The following is an 18,669-nucleotide window of genomic DNA, read 5'->3' on the forward strand; positions in this document are numbered from 1 at the left end:
CTCTCCCTCCTTCTCTCAACTAGGGTACATTGGCGGCCGGGACGGTGCGGTCGGGCTGGTCGATGTCGCCGATCAGCGTCCGCAAGGCTTCTTCCCTGCCATTGAAAAGATTGTCGGCGCCGATCGCGTTGATCACGCCGGCACGATCAAGAATCGCGCGGCTTTCCTCGCTGAGATCGGCGATCGCGAAGGTGATGTTGCGCTTCGCAAGCATGTCAGCGACAGCCTCGAGCGCGGTCGCGCCGGTGCTGTCGATATAGGTAATGGCGCTTGCATCGAGCACCAGGTATTTGGTTTCGGCGGGAAGCGCCTTGATCACCGAAATCATCCGCAAACGCACGTAATCGGCGTTGTAAAACAGGATGCTGCCCTGGACCGCGAAGACGGCCGCCCCCTCGATCGGACGGGCTTCCGGAAAGCGCTGCAGATCGAAGAAGCCGTGCCGCCCCTCGATGCGGCCAAGAAGGCCATCGCGCGGAAACATCGTCTGACGCAGCAGATAGGCGAAGGTCGCCGCGATCGCGACAATCACGCCGTTAAGGACGCCGAAGCTGATCGCTCCCCACATGGCGATCAGCGCAAAGATGAATTCGATACGGCTGATGCGCCAGATCTTCCTGAGCTCATCGATATCGATGAGGCTGATGGCAGCCGTTGCCAGGATCGCCGCCAGCGCCGGGATCGGGAGAATGCTCAGCGCATCATTCAGGAACACCAGGGCCGCGATCAAGGTGGCGGCCGAAACCAGCCCTGCAAGCTGAGAGACACCTCCCGTCGACAGGTTTATGGCCGTGCGGGAATCGGACATGCTGATCGGAAACGAGCCGAAAAGGCCAGGTGCGATATTGGCGGCGCCAAGTCCGATCAACTCCTGGTTCGCGTCGACTTCCTCGCCGGTGCGTGACCCGAAGCTGCGCGCCGTCACTATTCCGGCGCCGAAGCTGACGAGAAAAATCGCGGCCGAACCGAGCACGGTCTTGTCGAGAGGCATCTGATGAAATGCTGGCAGGGAGAGGGCCGGCAGACCACTCGGCAGGTCGCCGATCACGGCGATGCCCTGGCCGCGGAAATCGAAGATCGCCGACAGAACGACAGACACCACCACCACCAGAACCGGGCCTGGAACCTTCAAGTGCAGCCCCCGGACGATCCATAACAGCGCAAACATGGCAAGGCCGAGGATGAGCGAAGGCCAATGGACCAGGCCGCTCTTGGCTAGCATTTCGACGAGCGGAGCGATCAGCCCGTCGGATTCGATCTTCACGCCGGTGAAGCGGCCGATCTGTCCGACCAGGATCGAAAGCGACACGCCGGCGAAAAACCCGACCAGAATCGGCCGGGACAGGAAGCTCGCGAGAACGCCGAGCTTCAACAGTTTCGCGGCGATGCAAAAGACGCCGACACCGATGGCAAGCGCCGAAGCGATCGCAACCCGATCGACAGCGGTACCGGCAGGCGAGGCCGCGATGATGGCTCCCATGGCCGCGGCAAGCACCGTCATCGTAGCCGCGTCCGGCCCGACGACCAGCAGCCGCGAAGGCCCGAAAATCGCATAGGCAATCGGCGCAAGAATGCTGGCATAGATGCCGGTCTCCGGCGGCAGGCCCGCGATCGCCGGATAGGCGATGGCGCTCGGCAGGCCGACGGCAGCGACCGACAACCCGGCGGGGATATCGCTGCGGAGCCAATCCCAGCTGAACCCGCTCAGGCCTCGCAACATCGGAATGCTACCTATCACCGCGGGCTCCTATGCTCTTACCGCTGGTTCTTCCTGATCATCGCCCTGCTTGGAGGCACGGTGGCGTCAACTGCGATAACCAGATCGCAAGACCGCGAGTTGAGACCGCCCGTTTGGCAGCGTTCGCGGCGTGCTGATAAGGGTGGTTTGATACGTTGGCGATCAGATCTGAACGTCCATCGCCATCTCGGACAAGGATGGTGACGACGAAGACAGAGGCTCCAGGCAAGAAAGTCGAAACACGGCCGCTCCTTCCGGCCGGTCTGGCCTCACCCTTTGATCGCTGTCAACGGTCGATATTAGGCCCGTTTCGACGTGGAGGCTCGTAGCATCGTGTAATCTCTATCGGGTGGTGGGCCGCCAAGCCCTCGCGGTGATCGTCAGCGCCCGAGGAGCGGAGCGACTCGATCGGCTAGATTCCTGACATTCGGCCGGTTGCCTCGAATTCCCCCGGTGACACAAAAGCCGGCTACCGTAGAGGATCGCGTATTTTACGTCAGCCGCGGGTGCGGCTGTTGTATAGTTTCGACATCTGCTGAGCGCAGTCGGCGGCGGGGGCGGAGATGGCGTCGGGAGATAAAGGTTCGACATATCTATCCGCCCTTGAGACGGCCGAGACTTATTTTCCCAACCAGACGCGGCTGGTACAGCGGCTTTTCTACGTCAACGAGCCCTTTCACAGCATGTGTGAGGATCTCGCGGCCGCCGCCCAGGCTCTGGCGCATGTCGAAGGCCTGCCGGAGGCGGTTCGAGAGGCGCGGCGGCAAGAATATGCGGGCCTCGTCGAGGCTCTGCTGAAAGAGATGGGGGAGGCAATCGCCCAATCGAAAGTAGTCATGCTGGGGCGACCGCCGCTCATCGGGCCGAAGTCTTCATGAGGGCATCCGTCACTGTTTGATCAAAGGGAGGTCGATGCCATGAAAGCAATTTCCCGCAAAGTGTTTTGGGGCCGATTCCCACTTGGCCAATTCATCGCTGGCCAAGTCATCGCTGGATTGTCGGCTGTCGCGATGATCGCGTTGCAGCCGGCCTTGCCCGCGCGCGCGCAGGCGCCTGCATCAGCGGCCGCGTCGTCCCAGACGGCTGCCGAACAGACCACGACGACACTTCTGTCAGATGATGAGTTGGAAGTGCTCGTGGCTCGCATCGCCCTTTATCCGGACGAGTTGGTCGCAGCGATTTCGGCCGCCTCGCTCTTTCCCCTGCAGATCATCGAGGCGCAGCGTTTCCTGGAGGCAAAAAAGAAGAATTCCGACCTCAAGCCGAAGAGCGATTGGGATGGCAGCGTCGTTTCCCTGCTCAATTATCCCGACATCGTCAAGATGATGAGCGAGGATCTCGACTGGACGCAATCGCTGGCGGATGCGCTTACCAATCAGCAAAAGGATGTTCTGATTGCCATTCAGCAGCTTCGCGACGAGGCGGTAGAAAAGAACATCATCAAGACGGATGACAAGGTGACCGTCGTTACCGAAAACGAAAACATCATCATCCGGCCGACCGATCCCGAGAAGATCTATATCCCACAATATCCACCGGAAATGCTCTATGAGCCGGGTTATGCCGCGGAGCCTATCTCCTACTATCCGGATTATTACGACAGCTACTATTACCCCGGGGCTGGGTTCTTTGCCGCTGCGGTCACGGGGTTGACCTGGGCAGCCATCGTCAACTGGGACGACTGGGGAGTCTGGGGCGGCCGCTGGGACGGCGATATCGATATCGACTGCAACAATTGCCTCAACGACCGCAATTTCAACGGGAAGCTCAAGTTTAACGACGTCGACTGGAGCAATGTCGATCGCAGCAAATTGAGCATAGGCAAGGACCAGTTGTCGAAGCTGGACCGGACGTCGATCAAGTCCAGTCTCCAGAACGACAATCGCAACCAGCTGCGCAACAGAGCCAACGATATTCAGGCCAGCCAGAGGCCCGGTAATCGCGGTAATACTGCACGCGCGGAAGATATCCGCAAGAGTACGGCGCAGGGTCTGAAGGCCAAGCCCGCCGCCAATCGGCCGGCGGCAAGCAATCGGCAGGCCGCGTCCCGGCCCGATGCGCGCCCTCAGAAGGCCGCCAATCGCCCCGCAAAGCCCGCCCAGAAATCCGTCAAGAAAGCCAACAAGCCGCAAATGGCTGCGAGACCTGACAATCGCGGACGCCAGCCGAGCGCTCTCGGCAACCCGCAGTCCGGTCGCCGGGAGGCCATCTCCTCGCACCGCGGCTCGCAGAGCATGGGCCAGCGTCCTTCGGCCCGTCCGCCTCAGTATCGCCGCCCTCCAGGCGGCGGCGGCCGCGGTGGCGGTGGTCGTGGCGGCGGTGGCCGTGGCGGCGGTGGACGGCGGTAAGACTGTTTCCAGTTCAGGGAGTGACATCATGCGACGCCAATCGACTGTAATTTCGCTCATGTTCGCAGCAGCGCTTTGCACGTTTTCGGCAACGCCGACGTTCTCACTTGCGCAGGCGGATCTCTCCGCCTACAAGGCGGCGACGTCCCCGCCGAAGTTCGACAATGCGCAGCTTGCGATCGACAAACTGAAGTCGGTGCTGGCTTCCAACAATGTCGACGATCTTGCCGCGCTGCTTGGGCTCAATGCCGACAAGCTTCGTTCCAGCAACGAGGCGATGATCGCGTACGGATTGATCCGGGAGGGCGCAGAGCGCCAGGTGGTTCTAAGGGATCTCGGCGATATGAAAGTCGCTGCGATCGGCGATCGGCTTTGGCCGTTGCCGTTTCCGCTGGCCGAAGACAAGGATGGCAAATGGTCCTTCGACACTCAGCGTGGCCTTGAAGAAATCATCAATCGCCGTATCGGCGAGAACGAGCTCGCCACCATCGACACCATGCGTGAATATGTGGCGGCCCAGTACCAGTTCGCATCCGAGGATCGCGACGGCGACGGCATCTATGAGTTCGCAAAGAAATTGATCAGCAGCCCCGGCAAGCTTGATGGCCTTTACTGGGATCCCAGCGTCTACCCCGAGGAAAGCCCGGCAAGCGCGCTGGTCGAAACGGCCGCTTTCGGAGCCGCCAAACGCGGCGAGGGTTATTTCGGCTATCGCTACCGTATCCTGACCTCCCAGGGAGACAATGTCCTTGGCGGCAAGCAAAGCTACCTCATCAACGGCTATCTGACCGGCGGCTTTGCGCTGATCGCCTGGCCGGTCAAATACAGGGTGACCGGCGTGCAGACCTTCATGGTCAACGGGATGAGCGTCATCTATCAACGCGATCTGGGAGCAGCAACGGAAGAGCGTGCTGCAGCGATCAAGGATTTCAATCCGGACGCAAACTGGACCGTGGTAAAAGATTGAGGCACTCAGCCGGCGGTGCCCTGCGCCGCCGGCTGTGTGCGCGGGGCAGCTGCCATGCCGCGGTTCGAGTACCGCATCTCGCCCGTGACCTCGCGCCCCAGCCATTGCGGCAGGTTGAACCGGTCATCCTCGCTCGCCATCTCGATTTCGGCGAGCGTTAATCCCTGGTAAGCACCGGCGAACACGTCCACCTCCCAGCTCCTGCCGTCATGCAGGACGCGGTAGCGCGTCTTTTCAATGACTTGACCTGCGTGAAGCAAAAGGTCGCGTGCTTCCTCGACCGGAATCTCGTACTCAAATTCCTCGCGGGCCAGGCCCGGCGAGCGGAATTTAATCGTCAGGCGCGCGGAACGCCCGTCGATCAGGCGGACGCGGATGGAGTTCTGGTCGCTGCCAAGATAGGCCTGCTGCAGGACGCATGGCTGGTCAGCGCAAGCGCGCCAACTGTCGTCGCGAACCAGGAACTTTCGCTCGATCTCTATCGCTTTCAATATGACGTTCCTTAGCTCATGCCTGCTGCCGTCATTCGACAGGGGGTTCCCAGGTGAGGAAGAAGCCGACGTCTCCCGGCATGCCGTCGGGGAAATTGATGATCATCGCCTTAAGCCCGTAGCCTTGCGGCTTGGCGACCTCCTCGAACAGTCCATACAGTTCCTTCGCCTTTCCCTGCAGCGTTTTCTGCCACCCGGCCAGATTGTTGTTGATGGCCCTGCCGCTATCCGTGCAGAAGGTCGATGGAAAGCTGTAGATCAGCGCCTCGTATTTGCCGTCCGCGGCCGCTTTCATCACCAGCCGCTTGATGACAGCACGTTCCGCTTCTCCGATCTGCTTGCGGAAGAAATCCTCGACGAAATCAGCATGTTTCTTCGCTTCACGCGCCTTGATCTTTTCGCTGCGCTCCATTTCCAGGAGCTGAAGTTCCAAAGCGCGTTTGCGCAGGTCCTCGGCGCTGGTCATGGATTGGGATGTGGACGTTTCAGGTGATGTCATCGCCGCCTCCTCCAGAATGTTGAGGCGATGATAGAGCGCACGAAGAGACGAAGGCAGTAAAATACATGTCCGCCCCGGTAGGATACGGTATCCTACGCTGGTCCGGGCAATACCGGCCTGTATTGGCCCCTGGTGAGCGCTGAATAAGACGGCCCTTGATTAGCTTATTCTTCTGAATCGCATTGCCGTCATGCCGACTCAGGTCTATCGTGGACGGTTGTATGCTGCAGGTTGTTCGCAATCGGAGTCTGGGGGAGCCGATGCCAAATGCAGACGTTGACAGGGCTGGCAGCGACATTTCTTCACCCGAGGAGGTGCAGCAGCAACTTGAGCGTATTCTGTCCAGTCCGGAGTTCCGTCTTCCGGAGCGGGCGGGGAGGTTTCTCGAATTCGTCGTGACCGAGACGCTTGCCGGCCGGCGCGACTATCTGAAGGCATTTACCATCGCACAGGCCGTTTTCGGCCGAGATGCGAGTTTCGACGCTCAGCAGGATCCGTGTGTCCGTATCGAAGCGGGCCGACTGCGCAGGGAACTGGAACATTATTACCTGACCGCGGGCGTCGCGGACCGGGTCATCATCACAATTCCTAGAGGCGGCTACGCGCCGGTCTTCGAGGTGAGGCAATGGGCCCAGCTTGCAGATATGCCGAAAACAGGACAGACCGCTCCGCTGCTACCCCCCGGAGACGATTGGGCCCAGGCAGCGGATGCAGTCGGCCGAGACAAGCCGAACCGGCGCCTATCGTGGCACCGATACTGGCTTTCTGCAGGAGGCGCAGTGGTCGTGCTCGCCGCCGCTGTCGCCATGCTTCAGCACCTGAAGTCGTTCAACACCGGGAACGAGATTCCGTCCGGAGCCGTCGGTCGCCCAACCATCGTCGTCGAACGCTTCGAAAGTGCTTCCGGCAGCGGAGTTGCATCCGACATCTCCCAGGGCATCACTGACGATATCATCGAAAAGCTGGTTGCCTTCAACGACATCGTCGTCGCCGCCGCTTTGCCGCACAACATGGATGGCCAGCTGTCGTCGCAACCAATCTATGCCTTGCAGGGGAGTATCAGGCTCGAAGGCGAAACACTGCGCTCGACGGCCAGACTTGTGCGGCGCGCGGATGGGACCGTCATCTGGGCGAACAATTACGATGCCGACATGAAAGTCCAGGGCTTGCTGCAAACGCAGGCAAGTCTCGCCGAGGATATTGCGACGGCGGTCGCGCGCCCCTTCGGCGCGATATTTCAGACGGACACCGCCAGCATCGCCGGAAGCGCGGACGCGTTTTCCTGCACTCTGTCCTACTACAGCTACCGGAGCGAAATGACCCCGCAGGCGCAGGAAGCGGCAAAATCCTGCCTGAAGCATGCCGCCGAAAAGAGGCCCGATGATTCCAATATCGCGGCCTTTCTTTCGCTCACCTATCTCGACGAATTCCGCTTTCCATATCAGCTGAACACCAAACCGACCGCTGCCACGCTGGTGACTGCCAAGCAGCTTGCCGAACGCGCCGTGCAGCTCGATCCGAAGAATGCACGAGCTCTCCAGGCGTTGATGCTCGCCAACTTTTTCGGCAATGACTCCACCGAGGCCCTGCGCGCTGGCGAAGCTGCGTACGCGAGCAATCCGAATGATACCGAGGTGGCGGGCGAATATGGCCTGCGCCTGGCGATGTCGGGAAAATGGGACAGGGGCTGCGAGCTGATATCGGAAGCGGTCGGCAAGAATGCGGGGCCGCAGGGATATTACGAGGTCGGAATGGCGCTCTGCGCCTTCATGCGGGGCGATATCCAGGCTGCGGAATTGTGGTCGCGCATGTCGGACCTCAACTACAATCCGATGCATCGCCTCGTGCTGCTTTCGATCCTCGGCACCCTCGGGAAATCGGCTGAGGCAAAGGAGCAAATGGACTGGATCACGGCCCGGTCGCCCGCCTTGATCCTGAATGTCCGGCGGGAAGTCGTCCGAAGACTGGCGAGGTTCGAGGACCAGGAGCGATTTTTTGCCGGATTGGAGGCAGCTGGCCTGCCTGTTCAAGACGACGCCCCGAACAATTAAGGGCGGGGTCGCCGGCCGCCTGTCCTCGTCATCGGCCGAAAACGGAGAGTGCTGTTACCTGTAACATACAGGATGATACATGCCTGCGGCTTCGTCTTTGGCCCAATCTCTTCCTGCAGGACCTAGTCAGGTCCCGGCAGCGTGCGTCAGGGTGGGGAGCAGTGTGAACATCAGCAACATGCGCGGCAGGCAGGCCGCTTTTCGGCAGACGCTACAACGGCTTCTGGTCTGCGTTACGGTGATGTGCCTGTCGGGCTGCAGCGGGCATCCGAAGGGCGTGCTAACCCCGGTCGCCGAAACCTCTCCCCGCGCCGATCGCGTCGAAATGCTGGTCGCCACGACGCGCAGCCGCTCGCCTGTTCCCGGGGAGATGTTCAGTGGCGAGCGCGCCCGTGAGCCGACCTTCGCCGATATTACCGTATCGATTCCGCCTGGACGCAAGACCGGTGAAGTCGCCTGGCCGAAGAAGTTGCCGTCCAATCCTAAAACCGATTTTGCGACGCTCAAGGCAATCGAAATCGATGTCGATGGGGCGAAGGCCTGGCTCAGTGCCAGCGTGCGCAAGAGCCCCGACAGGAGCGTCTTCGTCTTCATCCACGGGTACAACACCCGCTTCGAGGACTCTGTCTACCGTTTTGCCCAAATCGTTCATGATTCCGGCGTGCACAGCGCGCCGGTGCTGGTGACATGGCCCTCGCGCGGCCGGCTGCTCGCCTACGGCTATGATCGGGAGAGCACGAATTACACCCGCAACGCGCTGGAGAGGCTGTTCCAGTATCTCTACCATGATCCGGAGATCAAGGAAGTCTCGATCCTCGCCCATTCGATGGGCAATTGGCTTGCCATGGAAGGCTTGCGGCAGATGGCGATCCGCAATGGCCGCCTGCCAGCGAAATTCAAGAACGTCATGCTCGCGGCTCCCGACGTCGATGTAGACGTGTTCCGTCAGCAGATCGCCGACATGGGAAAGCAGCATCCCCAATTCACGCTCTTCGTATCCCGCGACGATCGGGCGCTCGCCGTCTCCCGAAGGGTATGGGGCGATGTCGCCCGTCTCGGCTCGATCGATCCAGAGCAGGCGCCTTACAAGCAGGAGCTCGAGGAATACGACATCAACGTCATTGACCTGACGAAGGTGAAGACCAGCGACCGGCTCCACCACGCCAAGTTCGCGGCCTCGCCCGAGATCGTCCAGCTGATCGGCGCCCGCATCTCGGAAGGGCAGACGCTGACCGATAGCCGCGTCGGCCTTGGAGAGAGAATCCTTGTGGCGACGACGGAAACGGCAGCTGCGGCGGGCAGTGCTGCGGGCCTGGTGCTGGCGGCGCCTGCTGCCGTCGTAGATCAGGATACCCGCGACGCCTATGTCGCTGACGCAAGCTCACCTAGCGGCCGTCCTAAGCCGCCCTGTGGCAATGCGTTCAGGACGGAATGCCGGCCATAGGGCTTGTGCCCGACACGCGGGATTGGGAGGGATCATGCGGATAGTGTCATCAAGGAACGTTCTTCGGGCGCTGCTCCTGGCGGTGATGGCATCTGTCGCCGCCACGCTGATGACCATGCCCGCGATGTCGCAGACCCCGCCGGCCGGACTGCCGGCCGAACGGATCGAACAGTTCATAGCCTTGTCCACCGATCCGGCGGTGCAGGACTGGCTGAAGCATCAGGCGGCGGCGAAAGCCGCTGCCGAATCTGGCGAGGCAAAGCCCACCGATCCCTCTTTCGCCGAATTCGCCACGCGCTTCCGCCGGCATTCTGCCGATCTGATGAACGCTGCAAGCTCATTTCCTTCGCAGGTGGTGGCGGCTGCGGCAGTGCTCGAGCGTGATATCCAGGCGAACGGCGGCACCCGGCCGGTCGTCCTCTTGATTGCCTTCATGGCGGCAGGTTTCGCCGCCCAGTGGTTTTTCCGGCGGATCAGCGGCGACTGGCGCGCCTGGATGGAGCAGGCGCCCTTTTCGACCGTCCGGGAGCGGCTTGTCCTTCTCGGCGCCAAGCTTCTCTGGGAAACATGCCATGTGCTCGCTTTCGCGCTCGGCAGCATCGGCTTCTTCCTCGTCTTCGACTGGCCGCCGCTCGTGCGCGAAATCGTCGTGGGGTACCTCTTCGCCTACGTCGCCTTCCGCCTCGCGTCCGCGCTCCTGCGCACTTGGCTTGCGCCCCCCGCCGCCACGGCGCAGCCAGGATTTCGCGTGGTTCCCGTCAGCGATCCGGCCGCGATCCATTGGGCGCGCCGTCTCGCTTATCTCTGCGGCTGGTTCGCCTTCGGCTGGGTGACGGTGCGGCTGCTAGCCACCCTCGGCCTTTCCCCCGCCTCGCGGCTGCTGGTCGCCTATACGCTCGGTGTCGTGCTCCTGGCGATCGCAATCGAAAGCCTCTGGCGCCGGCCGGTGGACGAGCCCGCCGAGCGGCAGACGCCCCGCATCGGCCCGACGATCCGCAATTGGCTGTGGACCGCCTATTTCGTCGTTCTCTGGATCCTCTGGGTTGTCGGTGCGATGAGGCTCTTCTGGATCGTCGCGGTATGCGCCGCCTTGCCGGCCATCCTAGCGCTCACCCGCGTCTCCATCGCCAACATTCTGTCCTCTCCTGGCGGTGAGGAAAAGGCCGAGCAGGCAACCATCGCCTCCGTACTGGTAGAGCGCGGTGTACGGGCAGCCGTCATCGTCGGGGCCATTCTTCTGCTTGCCGAGGCTCTCGATGTCGAGTTGACCCGAATGACCACGCACGACACCCCGATGCTGCGCATCGTCAGGGGGATGCTCAGCGCCGGCATCATCCTTCTCGTCATCGATCTCGCCTGGAGCCTCGTGCGTGTCGTCATCGATCGCAAGCTTAGCGAGACCGATACGCCCCAAGAGGCTGGCAGCGACAGGGCGCGCCGCCGGGCGCGGATCCGGACGTTGCTGCCGATCCTGCGCAACGTGCTGATGATCCTCTTTGCCGCAATTGCGGTGATGATGGCGCTGTCTTCGCTCGGCGTCGAGATCGGTCCGCTGATCGCCGGCGCCGGCGTCGTTGGCGTTGCGATCGGCTTCGGCGCCCAGACCGTCGTCAAGGATATCATCAGCGGTGTATTTTACTTGCTCGACGATGCCTTCCGCGTCGGCGAATACATTCAGAGCGGCAACTATAAGGGAAGCGTCGAATCTTTCAGCCTTCGATCAGTGAAGCTCAGGCATCACCGCGGCGCCGTCTACATCGTGCCCTTCAGCGAACTCGGCGCGATCCAAAACATGAGCCGCGATTGGGTGATCGAGAAGATGACGGTCACGGTGGCCTATGATGCCGATGTCGAAAAAGCCCGCAAGATCATCAAGAAGATCGGCCAGGAACTCTTCGCCGACCCCGAATTCAAACCGATCACGATCGAGCCGCTGAAAATGCAGGGCATCGACAGCCTGGGAGACTCCGGATTGCTGCTGCGCATGAAGGTCATGACGCTCCCCGGCGAACAGTTCACGCTGAAACGCCGGGCGCTACGGATGATCTATCAGGCCTTCCATGAAAACGGCATCCGCATTGCCGTGCCCACCGTACAGGTCGCCGGCGACAAGGTTACCGATACGGCAGCGGCCGCCCAGCAAGCTCTGATGGCACAGAAACAGGCCCTGGCGGCCAGCGCCGGCTGACATGATCCATGCGGCCTGCCGGCAGGCAGGCCCGGACACTAGGGCGTTCAGGAAAGGAGATTCCGATGGAAGACTATCACTCCGCTCTCACCGATCACGTGCCCGGCTTCATCACCGGGCCGGGTCAGACGGACTATTTGTTCGTCGGCGTCATCGTCTTTCTGATCGTGATGATTCTGGTAGTCGGAAATCTCTACTTCCAGCTTCACGCCGTACCCGAACGCATCGCCCATCACACGAACAAGGTGCAGATGGAGATCGTCGCGGTTCTGGCGTTGATCTCGCTCTTCACCCACAATCATCTCTACTGGATCCTGGGTCTGCTCTTGGCCTTCATTCGGTTTCCCGATTTTACGACGCCCCTTTATTCAATCGCGCGGTCGCTCGCCAGGCTTGCCGGTCGCGAGCCGGTCGAACTGACGGAAGAGGCGCCGGTCGCAGCCGACCACGCGGAACCGGCCCGCGCGCCTGTGCCAGAACCGGTGGCGGAGGCGCCCCCCGCCCGGGCGCCCGCGAAGGCACTACACGAAGAAGGGATCTGATCATGCTCGAATTGTTGCTCTGCTCAATGCTGACGATCTTCCCGGACTATCTCTACCGGCGCTATGTCCAGGGCAAGCGCATCGGCCAGGAGATCACCCTTTACAGCATGTGGTACGAACTGCGTTGGGGGATCTCGGCCTGCCTGATCCTGACCGTTTCGTTGATCACCATGATCTTCTATTTCCATCCCTCGACAAAAGCCGTCACCGCGGTGTTCCGCACAGTCACGATCCTGCCGGAGGCCTCCGGCCGGGTCGATGAAGTCTTTGTCGGCGTCAACGAAAAGGTCGCCGCCGGCGCGCCGCTCTTCAGCCTCGACGATTCACAGCAGAAAGCGGCATTTGAAACCGCCAGTCGGCAAATCGCCGAAGTCGAAGCCGAAGCGAAGGTCGCGCAGACCGAGCTTGCGAGCATGGACGGCCAGATTCAGGAGGCCGAAGGCGCCCTCAGAGTGGCTGAGGACGAGTTGGAGATGAAGACGCAACTCCTGAAAAACGATGCCGTCGCCCGCCGGGAGGTGGTCCGCCTCACCAATACGGTCGAAGGCCGTAAAGGCTCCCTGAGCGCTGCGCTCGCCAAGAAACAGACGCTGGAAACCAAGCTCAGCGTTCTCCTGCCCGCACAGAAGGCAAGCGCGGAAGCCGCCAGGGCCGAAGCGCAGGTGGAACTCGACAAGACGATCGTCAGAGCGGGAATATCGGGCACCGTCCAGCAGTTCACGTTGCGCCCCGGCGATGTGCTGAACACCATGCTGCGCCCTGCCGGCATCCTGGTGCCGAGCGAAGCGGGCCGCGGCACGCTGATTGCCGGTTTCGGGCAGATCGAAGCGCAGGTGATGAAACCCGGAATGGTCGCGGAGGCAGTCTGTGTCGGCAAGCCGTTCACCATCATCCCGCTCGTGGTGACCGATGTGCAGGATGTGATCGCGGCCGGTCAGCTGCGCCCCACCGACCAGTTGGTCGACGTCCAACAGATGGCAAAACCTGGCACTCTGACGGTGTTCCTGCAGCCGCTCTTCGACGGCGGCCTCGCTGATGTGCCGCCGGGCAGCAGCTGCATTGCCAATGCCTATACCAACAACCACGACGCGCTCGCTGATCCGAATATCAGCACGCCGCGCTGGATGTTCCTGCATGTCGTCGACACGGTCGGTGTCGTGCATGCGATGATCCTGCGCATACAAGCGATGTTGCTGCCCGTTCAGACCCTGGTATTCGCCGGACATTGAACTCAAATGAGCGGTGATCGTCGGGGCATTGATGGCCGTTTCAGCGTCGGGAAAAGTGACTCTGATATGAGGAAGACAACGAACAAATTTTCACCACCTGAAGTCCGCGCCCCTGCAGCACGGACTTCACATTATTTCTCTTCAAGTATTGTTTTCATTGGCCGGTCCCACTGGATGAGCACGACAGAGCCGGTCTCGCTGCAGGCCGAATGTTCGGTGCCGGGCGCATTGACGATGTAGCTGCCGCGACCGTAGTCGCCCGCTTCAGGTTTTATCTGCCGATGTACATTCCCCGCCGGTACCACTTGTTACATTTCCGGCACACGCAGGCGACATCGCACTGGCAATATGGCGTCAGTGGAAACAGCTTGGAGTAATGGAAATGTCGCTTGGACTTTGGCAGCTCCGTGAAGCCAAACGGGCACTAACGATCTTTTGTGACGACAATAACCTCAACTTGAATGATGACGTCGCCCTGAGGGCGGCGCAGCAGCTGTTGCAGCTCGCGCAAGAGCGCTCGGGCACTTCGGAGCAACTTCTTCGTCATTTACAAGAGCACACCGAGTCCGGATCAAAACGCCAACTCTAGCGTGCTCTTGCACCCCCGAGTGTCGGGTCCCATCGCGATGGCGCACATTACACATTGATACATTTTGCGGGAACTGCGGCATAGCCGCGAGACAAGTCTTCGTTAAATTGCCTTCCCTTCAGGGGCGCGCTCGCGGAGGGTTCGCCGGAAACAGCCTCTTGCTCATGGTGTTCTCAATGATCCGACGTTGCCGCATGGCTTCGCTCTCACTCCTCGGCTGCGGAGTCTTTGTCCTGGCTGGCTTGAGCCCCGATGTCACGGCCCAGCAATCTGCCAAAGGCCAGGATCCGGAAGTAAGCGTTCAGAGACTGCAAAGACGGGACGTGACGCTCACGCGTGAATTACCGGGAAGAACAAGCGCGCAGCTGGTCTCCGAGGTCCGGCCGCGGGTGACTGGTACCATTCGCCGCCGAGTCTTCGAGGAAGGGAGCGTCGTCAAGGCCGGCGACGTCTTGTATGAATTGGATCGAACGTCTTTCGAAGCCACATACCGGAATGCCCAAGCTGCACTACAGCGGGCTGAGAGCGCCATTCCGAGCTCTCGCGCCAGGTTTGATCGATACCAGCGACTGCGCGTCAGTAATGTCGTGAGCCAACAAGATCTCGACGAGGCTCGCACTCAATTGCTTCAGGCGGAGGCGGACGTGGCTGCGGCGAATGCAGCCTTGGAAGCCGCCCGCATCGAGCTCGGCTATACAACAATCGTGGCGCCGATCGGAGGGCGCGTGGATGCCTCCAACGTCACGCAGGGCGCCCTTGTCACACAGGACCAAGCCCAGCCCCTGACCGTTATTCGTCAGCACGATATCGTTAATGTCGATCTGGTGCGGTCGAGCTCTAGCCTTTTGACCTTGAACAAGGCGCTGGCGTCAAACCAGATCATGACTAATGGCGAGTTTGTTACGGTTGAGCTCAAATTGGAAGACGGGTCAAGATACCCGCATCCTGGCAAGTTGCAGTTTTCTGGATCAGCAGTCTCGCAATCGACGGGAATGGTCTCGCTGCGCGCTGTTTTTCCGAATCCGAACGGCATTTTGATGCCTGGCATGTATGTGCGCGCCCTCATTGAAGAGGGTTTCGTTCAGGGCAGTTTCCTGGTGCCGCAGCGCGCGGTTTCGCGCAATCCGCGGGGACAAGCTACAGCAAAGTTCGTAACCGACGACATGAAGGTCGAAGAGCGTGTCCTTACCGTCGATCGTACGATCGGAAACAGTTGGCTCGTAACGGATGGCGTTTCTGATGGTGATCGCGTCATTGTCGAGGGGTTCCAGAGAGCAGGTGTGGGGCAACAGGTCCGGACAAAGCTAGTCGTCGTCGAAGATGAAACCGGTGACGTGCGAAATGTCGCGGAAGCGTCAGCATCGCCCGGCGAGCCCAAAAGCGACACTCAGGCTTTTGCTGGCTCATTGCCTGCGTCGCTTCGGTAGGATCCATCATGTCTCGCTTCTTCATCGAACGCCCCATCTTCGCCTTTGTGCTTGCCATAGCGATCATGATGGCCGGGGCTCTGTCGATCCCGGCATTATCGATCTCTCAATATCCGCAAATCGCGCCTACGGCTGTCCGGATCACCGCGAATTATCCCGGAGCGGATGCGAAGACGGTCGAGGACTCGGTGACGAAGGTTATCGAACAAGGCATGACCGGGATCGACAGCGTTGACTATATCTCATCGAGTTCCACAGCGACCGGCGAGGCCTCGATCACGCTGACCTTCACCAGCGAAGCCGATCCAGACGTCGCTCAGATGCAGGTTCAAAATAATCTTCAGCTCGTTGAAGCGCGTTTGCCGCAGGCGGTTCTGGACAGCGGGTTGACGGTTTCGAAGTCGACGGCCAGCTTTTTCCTGATTGCCGCCCTTGCGTCGCCTGATGGACGGTTGAGCGGCAACGATATCGCCGATTTTATCGATACCTCGCTCATGGACACGTTAAGACGGGTGCCAGGCGTTGGAGAGGCACGGCTTCTCGGATCGGATCGGTACGCGATGCGGATCTGGGTTGATCCCGATAAGCTGGCTCAACACGGTTTGATGGTTGGCGATGTAACGCAGGCCGTTCGGGCGCAAAACACGCAGGTCTCGGCCGGGCAACTGGGTGCGTTGCCACAACGGCGAGGCCAGCAACTTAACGCAACGGTCACGGCAGGTAGTCGTCTGCAAACTGTCGAGCAGTTCGAGGCCATCATCCTCAACAGCGCTGCAGACGGTTCCGTGATCCGCTTGAGCGACGTTGCAACGGTCGAGCTTGGAGCGGAAAGCTACACCAATTCGAGCACGTATAGCGGCACGCCGGCTGCCGGGATTGGCTTCAGATTGACGTCCGGGGCCAATGCGCTGGAGACGGCGGAAGGCATTCGTGCCGAAATTGAGCGGCAACGGCCCAATTTTCCGCCGAACGTCGAAGTCCATTACCCGTTTGACACATCGCCTTTCGTTCGATTGTCGATCGAGGGTGTGGTGGTGACCCTGATCGAAGCTATCATTCTCGTCTTTGTCGTCATGTACGTCTTCCTACAAAATGTCAGGGCGACGATCATTCCCACGTTGGCAATTCCTGTCGTGCTGCTTGGAACATTCGCTGTCCTCGGACTATTCGGCTATTCGATCAACACGCTCACAATGTTTGGGATGGTGTTGGCGATTGGCCTGCTGGTGGATGACGCCATTGTCGTCGTCGAGAATGTCGAGCGGGTAATGGACGAAGAGGATCTTGGTCCACGAGAGGCAACAATCAGGTCGATGGGCGAGATCAGCAGCGCCCTGATAGGGATAACGACCGTTCTGGCCGCGGTCTTCATCCCGATGGCCTTCTTCTCTGGGTCCGTTGGCATCATCTACCGGCAGTTTTCCGTTACCATTGTCACGGCCATGGTCCTGTCCGTCCTTGTTGCATTGGTGCTCACGCCAGCTCTTTGCGCGTCGCTCCTAAAAAGACGGAGACACGGAGCGACCAAAGCGGCACCGTTTCGGTGGTTCAATGCAGGTTTTATTGGGTTTACGAACCTTTACCAGCGCGCCACTGCACTCCTGCTTCGCCGCATCGCCCTGGGCGTCGTAATGCTCATCGTGATCTCTGCTGCAGTCGGTGTTTTGATGACAAGACTGCCCTCCGCCTTCCTGCCAGAGGAAGATCAAGGGCGTCTCGTCACTGCGGTTCAGTTACCGCCCGGTGCAACAGCTGACCGAACGCGTCGGGTGCTCGATCAGGTGATCGAACATTATCTGACGAACGAGCGGGATTACGTCGAGGGAATTTTCGGATCGGTCGGCTTCAGTTTTGGCGGCCAAGGGCAGAATGTCGCGACGGTATTCGTGGCACTGAAAGACTTCGAACTAAGGCGGACGCCGGAGTCATCGGCGGCGGCGATTGCGCGACGAGCCATGGCCGCATTTGCCAAGATTGCCGATGGCCGGGTTGTCGCACTTGCGCCTCCTGCCATTCCGGGTTTCGGCAACAACAGCGCATTCGATTTCTACCTGCGCGACACTGCTAATGCTGGACATGAAGCCCTGATGGCTGCTCGCAACCAGCTCTTGGGTGCTGCGAGCCGGAACGAAAGACTGACGGGTACTCGTCCGAACGGACTGGATGATACTCCCCAATTTTCCGTGGTCATCGATCGTGATCGCGCAAGCGCATTGGGCCTCAATCTCTCAGATATTGACACGACGCTGTCTACGGCTTGGGGAGGTACATATGTGAACGATTTTCTAGACCGGGGACGCGTAAAGCGCGTGTATGTTCAGTCAGACGCGGAATTTCGCATGCAGCCTGAGGACTTCGAGCGCTGGCATGTCCGCAATGATCTCGGAGAAATGGTTCCACTGTCATCCTTCTCGACCGGGCACTGGGGCTTCGGTTCACCGAGACTGGAGCGGTATAATGGCGTCTCCGCAGTTCAGCTGCAGGGTTCTCCCTCGGCTGGAGTGAGCTCAGGCCAAGCGATGCAGGAAGTCGATGGCATGGTCGATGATTTGCCAGATGGGTTCTCGCATCAATGGACCGGGCTGTCGGCTGAAGAACGGCTCGCTGGAAATCAAGCTCTTCAACTTTACATCATCTCCGTAGTCGTGGTCTTCCTGGCACTTGCCGCGCTTTATGAAAGCTGGACGATACCGTTCTCGGTCATGCTTTCAGTTCCAGTGGGTATCTTAGGAGCATTGTTCGCCGCGACGCAATTCGGCCAGTTGAACGATGTCTACTTCAAAGTTGGACTGCTCACGACGATCGGACTGACAGCAAAAAACGCGATCCTGATCGTCGAATTCGCAACGGCAGAGGGAACAAAGGGCAGGGGGCTTGTCGAAGCGACACTTGAGGCTTCCCGTCAACGCCTGCGACCCATTCTCATGACTTCTTTCGCTTTCATCTTAGGGGTCTTGCCGCTCGCAACCGCTTCAGGCGCTGGAGCCGGCAGTCAGAATTCAATTGGTATCGGCGTGATGGGTGGGATGATTTCGGCGACAATCTTCGGCCTATTCTTGATCCCCGTGCTTTATGTCGCAACGCGAGCGCTGGCTGGCATCAGGACGTCAAGATCGGCTCATTCGCATTCGGAGGCGAACGCACCGGCGGAATGAA

Annotated in this window: 14 protein-coding genes and 1 pseudogene; 11 read left to right on the forward strand and 4 right to left on the reverse strand. The window is 60.1% G+C overall.

Going from position 1 to position 18,669, the window contains the following annotated elements; genetic code table 11:
- Nucleotides 1-19: 19 nt before the first annotated feature.
- Nucleotides 20-1,720, reverse strand: a complete 1,701-nt coding sequence (locus J0663_RS25740) for a SulP family inorganic anion transporter (protein ID WP_207245505.1) — start codon at nucleotides 1,718-1,720, stop codon at nucleotides 20-22.
- Nucleotides 1,721-2,301: 581 nt separating this feature from the next.
- On the opposite strand from J0663_RS25740, the gene J0663_RS25745 reads away from it, so the two are divergent.
- The 3 genes from J0663_RS25745 to J0663_RS25755 are packed head-to-tail and all read left to right on the forward strand — an operon-like array spanning nucleotide 2,302 to nucleotide 5,053.
- Nucleotides 2,302-2,616: a hypothetical protein gene (locus J0663_RS25745; protein ID WP_207244829.1), complete on the forward strand. Its 315-nt coding sequence runs from the start codon at nucleotides 2,302-2,304 to the stop codon at nucleotides 2,614-2,616.
- Between the two features lie 39 nt (nucleotides 2,617-2,655).
- Entirely contained in the window at nucleotides 2,656-4,086 is a 1,431-nt protein-coding gene (locus tag J0663_RS25750; protein ID WP_207244830.1) for a DUF3300 domain-containing protein, read from the forward strand.
- Between the two features lie 28 nt (nucleotides 4,087-4,114).
- The gene (locus J0663_RS25755; protein ID WP_207244831.1) at nucleotides 4,115-5,053 is read left to right on the forward strand and encodes a DUF2950 family protein; all 939 of its coding nucleotides are present in this window, start codon (nucleotides 4,115-4,117) and stop codon (nucleotides 5,051-5,053) included.
- Between the two features lie 5 nt (nucleotides 5,054-5,058).
- On the opposite strand, the gene J0663_RS25760 is transcribed toward J0663_RS25755, so the two are convergent.
- Both J0663_RS25760 and J0663_RS25765 read right to left on the reverse strand, forming a co-directional pair.
- The gene (locus J0663_RS25760) at nucleotides 5,059-5,544 is read right to left on the reverse strand and encodes a CYTH domain-containing protein (protein WP_207244832.1); all 486 of its coding nucleotides are present in this window, start codon (nucleotides 5,542-5,544) and stop codon (nucleotides 5,059-5,061) included.
- A 31-nt stretch (nucleotides 5,545-5,575) separates the two neighbouring features.
- On the reverse strand, nucleotides 5,576-6,043 hold the full coding sequence (locus tag J0663_RS25765) for a hypothetical protein (RefSeq protein WP_207244833.1): 468 nt from the start codon (nucleotides 6,041-6,043) through the stop codon (nucleotides 5,576-5,578).
- 260 nt (nucleotides 6,044-6,303) lie between these two features.
- Between J0663_RS25765 and J0663_RS25770 the strand changes: the two genes are divergently transcribed.
- The 5 genes from J0663_RS25770 (at nucleotide 6,304) to J0663_RS25790 (ending at nucleotide 13,497) form a co-directional block, all read left to right on the forward strand.
- Nucleotides 6,304-8,094, forward strand: a complete 1,791-nt coding sequence (locus J0663_RS25770) for a hypothetical protein (RefSeq protein ID WP_207244834.1) — start codon at nucleotides 6,304-6,306, stop codon at nucleotides 8,092-8,094.
- 241 nt (nucleotides 8,095-8,335) lie between these two features.
- Nucleotides 8,336-9,538, forward strand: coding sequence for an alpha/beta hydrolase (locus J0663_RS25775; RefSeq protein WP_207245506.1), 1,203 nt, complete (start codon nucleotides 8,336-8,338; stop codon nucleotides 9,536-9,538).
- Between the two features lie 34 nt (nucleotides 9,539-9,572).
- A complete protein-coding gene (locus J0663_RS25780; protein ID WP_207244835.1) occupies nucleotides 9,573-11,726 on the forward strand; it encodes a mechanosensitive ion channel family protein in 2,154 nt (717 codons plus the stop codon).
- 65 nt (nucleotides 11,727-11,791) lie between these two features.
- Nucleotides 11,792-12,268, forward strand: a complete 477-nt coding sequence (locus J0663_RS25785) for a hypothetical protein (RefSeq protein WP_246590433.1) — start codon at nucleotides 11,792-11,794, stop codon at nucleotides 12,266-12,268.
- Between the two features lie 2 nt (nucleotides 12,269-12,270).
- Nucleotides 12,271-13,497: an HlyD family secretion protein gene (locus tag J0663_RS25790; RefSeq protein WP_207244836.1), complete on the forward strand. Its 1,227-nt coding sequence runs from the start codon at nucleotides 12,271-12,273 to the stop codon at nucleotides 13,495-13,497.
- Between the two features lie 131 nt (nucleotides 13,498-13,628).
- On the opposite strand, the pseudogene J0663_RS25795 reads toward J0663_RS25790, so the two are convergent.
- Nucleotides 13,629-13,763 (reverse strand): annotated as a pseudogene (locus J0663_RS25795) (cupin domain-containing protein); the annotation flags it as partial.
- Nucleotides 13,764-13,879: 116 nt separating this feature from the next.
- Between J0663_RS25795 and J0663_RS25800 the strand changes: the two are divergent.
- The 3 genes from J0663_RS25800 to J0663_RS25810 all read left to right on the forward strand — a co-directional run bounded on the left by J0663_RS25800 (nucleotide 13,880) and on the right by J0663_RS25810 (nucleotide 18,668).
- On the forward strand, nucleotides 13,880-14,086 hold the full coding sequence (locus J0663_RS25800) for a hypothetical protein (protein WP_207244837.1): 207 nt from the start codon (nucleotides 13,880-13,882) through the stop codon (nucleotides 14,084-14,086).
- 164 nt (nucleotides 14,087-14,250) lie between these two features.
- Nucleotides 14,251-15,513 (forward strand): efflux RND transporter periplasmic adaptor subunit, encoded by a 1,263-nt coding sequence (locus tag J0663_RS25805; protein WP_246590461.1) that lies wholly within the window; start codon nucleotides 14,251-14,253, stop codon nucleotides 15,511-15,513.
- 8 nt (nucleotides 15,514-15,521) lie between these two features.
- A complete protein-coding gene (locus J0663_RS25810; protein ID WP_207244838.1) occupies nucleotides 15,522-18,668 on the forward strand; it encodes an efflux RND transporter permease subunit in 3,147 nt (1,048 codons plus the stop codon).
- The last annotated feature ends 1 nt before the right edge of the window (nucleotide 18,669 follow it).

Source organism: Rhizobium lentis, from assembly GCF_017352135.1.
GTDB lineage: Bacteria > Pseudomonadota > Alphaproteobacteria > Rhizobiales > Rhizobiaceae > Rhizobium > Rhizobium lentis.